Annotated in this window: 6 protein-coding genes; all 6 read right to left on the bottom strand. The window is 44.9% G+C overall.

Annotated features, from left to right (window positions below; translation table 11 throughout):
- The coding region (locus KKD20_02460; protein MBU4331964.1) for a phenylalanine--tRNA ligase subunit beta at positions 1-729 on the bottom strand (729 nt) is incomplete at its 3' end.
- Positions 730-735: 6 nt separating this feature from the next.
- Positions 736-1,761: a phenylalanine--tRNA ligase subunit alpha gene (gene pheS, locus KKD20_02455; protein MBU4331963.1), complete on the bottom strand. Its 1,026-nt coding sequence runs from the start codon at positions 1,759-1,761 to the stop codon at positions 736-738.
- A gap of 41 nt (positions 1,762-1,802) precedes the next feature.
- Positions 1,803-2,207: a GxxExxY protein gene (locus KKD20_02450; GenBank protein ID MBU4331962.1), complete on the bottom strand. Its 405-nt coding sequence runs from the start codon at positions 2,205-2,207 to the stop codon at positions 1,803-1,805.
- 17 nt (positions 2,208-2,224) lie between these two features.
- Positions 2,225-2,620 (bottom strand): hypothetical protein, encoded by a 396-nt coding sequence (locus KKD20_02445; GenBank protein ID MBU4331961.1) that lies wholly within the window; start codon positions 2,618-2,620, stop codon positions 2,225-2,227.
- A 173-nt stretch (positions 2,621-2,793) separates the two neighbouring features.
- The gene (locus KKD20_02440; protein ID MBU4331960.1) at positions 2,794-3,213 is read right to left on the bottom strand and encodes a hypothetical protein; all 420 of its coding nucleotides are present in this window, start codon (positions 3,211-3,213) and stop codon (positions 2,794-2,796) included.
- Between the two features lie 18 nt (positions 3,214-3,231).
- Positions 3,232-5,790, bottom strand: a complete 2,559-nt coding sequence (locus tag KKD20_02435; protein MBU4331959.1) for an Ig domain-containing protein — start codon at positions 5,788-5,790, stop codon at positions 3,232-3,234.
- Positions 5,791-5,936: the final 146 nt, after the last annotated feature.

The following is a 5,936-nucleotide window of genomic DNA, read 5'->3' as shown; positions in this document are numbered from 1 at the left end:
CGAAGTTTTTCTAATTGAAATAAAATTAAAATTGGCGGATTCTAAAATAATTTCGGTTGTCGCGCCATCCACCTCGCTATTTGCTCCGCCCATAACTCCGGCAATGGCAATCGGTTTATTTTTATCGGCAATCACCAGCATTTCTTCATCCAACCTCCTCTTCTCCCCGTCCAATGTTTCTATAACTTCGTCTTGTTTTGCTTTTCTTACGATTATTTTAATATCATTTGAAATTTTACTGAAATCAAAGGCGTGCAACGGCTGTCCAAGCTCCAGCATGACATAATTGGTAATGTCAACAATGTTGTTTATCGGCCTGGAGCCCGCGGCGATTAAACGCTCTCGCATCCATTCAGGCGACGGCTCAACTTTAATCCCGCTCACGGCAACAGCCATATACCTCGGACATAATTTTTCATCCTCAATCTTAACATCAATTCGCATTTTTTGATTTGTAGTATTCGCATACAAATTTGTAGTATTCGCATTATATTTCTTCAGTTTAACGTCCAAAAAGGCCGCAATCTCCCGCGCCATGCCGTAATGCGACCAAAGGTCCGGCCGATGGGTAATTGATTTATTGTCAATATCGTAAATTACATCCTTTAACTGCTTCTCCACGCTGTCAACTTCAACCGTATGCATAGTCAATTTTAAGCCAAGCTCTTCGGGGGAAAGAGATTTTGGAATATCAATGAAGTCTTTTAGCCAATTTAGGGATAGATACATATTTATTTAAAATTGTTCAAGAAATCTCAGATCCCCGCTATTAAACAAGCGAATGTCGTCAACGCCGTACTTCATCATCGCCAATCTTGTAAGTCCGAGCCCGAAAGCGAAGCCTGAATATTTTTTAGAATCAATGCCGCCGAATTTTAAAACATTGGGATGAACCATGCCGGCCGGCATAAGCTCCAGCCAGCCGCTGTTTTTGCAACTGGGGCACTTCGCGCCACCGCAAATCGTGCATTTTATGTCAAGCTCAATTCCCGGCTCAACAAAGGGAAAATAACCGGGCCTTACTCTTACTTCCATTTCTTTTTTAAAGATGCCTTTTAACAATTCTTTCATAACCGCGATTAAGTTGGCGATTGAAATATCTTTATCCACCATTAAACCCTCCATTTGGTCAAAAGTATGCTCATGCGCGGCGTCGGTCGCTTCGCACCTGAAAACCCTGCCCGGGGCGACGCAGCGCAAAGGCGCTCCGTATTTCTGCATAGCCCTTACCTGCACCGGCGAAGTATGCGTCCTCATCACTAAATCATACTCCCCTTCCTTATTCTTCGTATCTACATAAAAAGTGTCTTGCATATCGCGCGCCGGATGATATCGCGATATATTCAGCGCTTCAAAATTATAATAATCGCTTTCCAATTCCGGTCCGTCCAAAACCATAAAGCCCATGGAAGCGAACAAATCTTCCAGCTCATTTTGGATTATTGTTATAGGATGAAGGTGGCCCCGGTCGTATTTTTCTCCGGGCAATGTCGCGTCAACAAATTCTTTTTCGCGCTTCTCCTCAACTGTCTCCCGTTGCTCGGCAAATTTCTTGCGCAATTCCAATTTAATCTCGTTCGCCAGCTTGCCGATTGTTTCTTTCTCTTCTCCGCTTAAACCGGCTATGCCGCGCAAAATTTCGGTCAGCTCGCCTTTGCGGCCCGAATATTTAATTTCCAAAGCGCGCAAACTCTCCAAGTCTTTTATCTCGCTTAATTCTTCCAATATTTGTTTTTTAAGTTGTTGCAATTTATTTATCATAATGCGAATATTGCAAATTGTATGCAAATACTACAAAAGTACTATGCTAATTTACAATAACCGTTATTCAATATTCTTTTAGGAACCAAGCTTGGCTGCCTAAAATTTACTAATATGGCTAATTTTAAATTTAAAGTAACTAAATATCTTTTGGTTTGAAAATAATCTTCTTTTGACAAATAATTTTTTGTTTTAAATTCTAAAATTATTTTATCATCAACAATAAAATCACAAACACATCTTACTTTTCCTTTTCCATATTGAAAATCTTCAAATCTATATTCTCTAATATATTTTATTCCTTCTTGCTTTAATAATTCCTCAAAAAAATCCGCATACTGTTTTTCATTTCTATATCTATCCAATGCTTTATGAGTTTTAAATAATAGCCCTGTAATTTTATACGACAATTCTTTATAGATCACTTTTTCATTTGCATTATTCATTTTGTAGTATTTGCATTTTAATTCGTAGTATTCGCATTATATTTACTATGGCTTATTAAAAAAAACTCCAACATTGACAACCCCGCGATTAACAACAATAAATTCAGCCAAGAAAATAAACCTTTTGACAGTAGAAACAGCGCCGAAATGATTAAAAAGGCGAATAAAAACGATTGGCGGAAAGCTTGCTTGACTGAATTAAAAACCAATTCATGCTTTAGGCCGATAAATCTAACCACAAAGCCGATTATCGCGGCGGAACCGCTTACGGCTAAAAATAAAGACAGATAAAACAGCAAAAAGCCGATCGTATTGGTAACTTCCGGATTAACGGTCCGCAAAATAAAGCCGAAAGCCGCCCAGCAGCATAAAGTCGCTATGCCCATTATTATTAAATACGCCTTTAAAGTCATTTTGTTTTTTGCGGACGGGATACGGAGCCTGAAGGGCGAAGTAGCCCGTACGCATTCGTCGCGAATATTGCAAAACGCGTACGGGCTACTCCTCCGTCGTATCCCGTCCGCTTTATGTCACCTTATCACTTTTTCTCTTATTTTTCAATTAAAAATAAATTAATGCGATTTTTTTATTTACAACAAATATTTAAATTTAATTCGCCTATCCAGTTCCCATATTGTCCACAAGCACCATGACATTGAATATTGCTATTTCCAAAAGTTACCGGCACGATATAGTTATTGTCGGCGGCAAAAAGAAAAATTGCTCTCATATATCCGCTTTTTTGCGCGAATCCACTTGGACAAGAGCCGCCGCCCATAAATATGCAATAACTGCCCGGTGGCCAACTATCTATTTTGTTACTCAGCTCAATCAGCTTATTAACATGCTCATTCCATTTCGTAGCGGTTAAGGTTTCGCCTGGATTAACCGTGCTGTTCCAGGCGGCGTAAGCGATTGGGATGGCAATAGCAACGGATATTCCCAGAATTAAATAAAACATCCTGGAAACGATAAATTTGCTGATTTTTTGCATTTTTTCTTTCATATTTTTTTGTTAAATAAATTATTGATATACGCAGTTATCATAAGCGGAGTCGTCAAACACGCAAAAACAAGCGCAGGCGCTTGAAACGCAACTGCATCCCGCGGCTCCGATATTGCACTCGCACCCGTCCGCGTCCGTCTCTTCCCCGTCGCAGGCGGCATAGCCGGCGTTGCAAACGCAGGCGCCGGAAGAGCAGGAAGCGTTGGGCCCGCAACCGGGCGGGCAGGAAACAAGGCAGGAAGCCGGGTCGGCTCCGCATTCCCGGCCGGCGCAGGCCGAGTTGCAGCAGCCGGAAGTGTCAAAAGTACAAGAGCTTAAACAGCCGAGAGTTCCGGCGCTAAAGCCCTGCGTTACGCAGGTTTGGCTGTTAAGCTGATTAGTGTCGCAGGATTCGCCTTGGGCTATTTGCAGAATATTATCCCCGCACCATTCATTCGGCTTGACAGTTAGCGTGAAGCTGTCGCTGGCAGTGGCGCCGCAAACGTTGATTGCTGTAACAGTGACGGTATAGGTTCCCGGATTGGTCGCGTTGTTGTCGCCGGTGGCGTTGATGTTTCCGGTTGTTGGGTTAATGACAATGGTCAGGCCGGCAGGCAGAACCGGATTAACAGTTCTTGACCAGGTGACGGTATTGGTTGTTGATTTGACCGAAGTTCCGAAATAGGTAATCGGCATATAATAGAGTCCTGCTATTGGCACGCCGGTTGGAGCGACATAGATTGTGTCGTCGGCCGGAGCCGTTACCGTAAACACCTCATTGGCAACACTAAGAGCGTAGGTTTGGCCGGCTTGGGCCGAATAGGGAGCGATTGTCTGGCCATAATACTGGTCTCTTGCTTCTATGGTTATGTTGTAATTTCCTGGGGCCTGGACTTGGCCGCTGATTAAACCGGTTGTTTGGTTTATAGTTAGATTGGCCGGCAGGGTGTTGGTTGAATCAAAATATTCCACTATGTGGCTGTCCGGGTCGGCGGCGTTGACATCATAAGAATAATCCACGCAGGCCGTGGCGTTGGTTACCGGGGTTGAGGTAATATTCGGTTTTTGGTTTTCCACCGTGACTGTGAAATTAACCGGGGTTGAAGCGCCCAAATACTTGTCGTATGCAATGGCCGTGATATTATATGCTTTGGTTTGATCTATGACAATGCCGCTGATATTGAATTGGTAGTTTGAGCCGATTATCTGGCCTGAGCCGGTGGAATTGAGGCCGGTTGGGGCGCCTGTAAATTCAATCGTCAGCGGGTATTGCAAATCGGCTTCGCTGGCGGTGATGGCGAAAACGAGGTCTTTGCCGATCGTGATGGTCTGATTGGCTACGGGCTGGATTACGGGCAGATTGCCGTTGACGGTTGTTATGGAATAATTTTGGCTGATTTGCCCCGCTTCCCTTTTGTCGTCTATGGTAATGGTGATTTGGCAAGTACCGGCCTGGCCGGCATTGTCGGCAATGATTTTTTTCTGGCTGGCAAGAGCGGTGTTTTCCAATCTCAAATTATTCCAAAGCGGGCAGCTCACTATGGCAAATGTCCATGCTAACGGGTCGTTGTCAGGATCGGCGGCTGAAATAAATCCTTGGTAGCTCGGGCCTGACTCGGCCTGGGGCAGGTTAACGCCGGTGATTTGGGGCGGGCTGTTTTCGCTTGACGCGCTGAATTGGGCCGTCATCTCGCTTTCGGCGCAGGCGCCGACTTCCAAAGTGGTTAAGAGGCCTGATTCCATGACGGCGCAGAGCTTGTAGCCGGCTCCGTTGTCTTTAGCAGCGTAAACATAAGCGCGGCTATCCTCGGGCAGGTTCAATTCTAGGTCATCTGTGTCCGCGTCCGCGAACTTTTTGTCTTGCTCGCTCCAGCAGGTGGCCGGGTCATAGCCCTCGCATTGGCCCAATCTGTTAATCGGGTCGTTGGGCAGGCCGGTTCCCAATTCCTTGGTTAATGTTTCATGCCAGCTGGGCCAGGTGGAGAGTGATTTTCCCGGCAAATAGGAGCCGGAATCTAATTTGGGATAACGGCTGTTTATTTGCTTGTAATCTTCCAGCGCGATTTTAATCTCGGCCAAATCAGAGAGCCGCCTCGTGTCTCTGGTTATTTTGGCTTTGGGGCTTTGGCAGTACTGTCCTCCGCCCAGGGCGGATTGAGCGGAACAGTCCGCGTCAGTGAGGCAGCCGTTTCCCAAATTGCCGGCAGAGTCGGCACATTGGCCCGAATCAGTGATGTTCCTGTTAAAATGCCAGTGCGAGAGCATTTCATTGACGATTTTAACGGTGGCCTGCTCCGCATCCTGGTTGTAGGAGAGGAGATAGATGTTGGTATATATAGTGCTGTCAACGCCGATATTGGCGGCGTTAACATAAACGGTCCTGCCGTCCCTGATGGCCTGGTAGCCGTCAATGGACATGGACTGGGGAGATCCCAAAAAACCCTGCTCTTTGTACCACCTCATCGGGCTGTAATGCTCGGTATTGGGAATGACTCTGATGGCGATGGCGTCAGGGGATTTGGCGGCAGAGCTATGAGCGGTTTCGCAAAGCAAAAAAAGAAGTGATAATATGGTTAATTTTATTAGCTTTAGATGCATAACATAATAATTTTCAATATAGTTCCGTGTTATTTAGTCCCTTCCTCTTGGATAAGAGGAAGGACAGGATGGAGTTTGATTTATTTTTAACTCCACCCCAACCCTCCTCTTAAACAAGAGGAGGGAGTTTTGCGCCTTTAATTTTG

Source organism: Patescibacteria group bacterium (assembly GCA_018896645.1).
In the GTDB taxonomy this organism is placed as follows: Bacteria; Patescibacteriota; Patescibacteriia; order UBA2591; family JABMQE01; genus JAHIMF01.
Note: the sequence above shows the minus strand (reverse complement) of the source record. Positions and strands in the feature narration are given on the sequence as shown.

What these genes read in the sequence shown, in the direction of transcription:
- pheS (MBU4331963.1), bottom strand. Translation starts at nt 1,761, where the DNA reads ATGATAAATAAATTGCAACAACTTAAAAAACAAATATTGGAAGAATTA.
- KKD20_02450 (MBU4331962.1), bottom strand. Translation starts at nt 2,207, where the DNA reads ATGAATAATGCAAATGAAAAAGTGATCTATAAAGAATTGTCGTATAAA.
- KKD20_02445 (MBU4331961.1), bottom strand. Translation starts at nt 2,620, where the DNA reads ATGACTTTAAAGGCGTATTTAATAATAATGGGCATAGCGACTTTATGC.
- KKD20_02440 (MBU4331960.1), bottom strand. Translation starts at nt 3,213, where the DNA reads ATGAAAGAAAAAATGCAAAAAATCAGCAAATTTATCGTTTCCAGGATG.
- KKD20_02435 (MBU4331959.1), bottom strand. Translation starts at nt 5,790, where the DNA reads ATGCATCTAAAGCTAATAAAATTAACCATATTATCACTTCTTTTTTTG.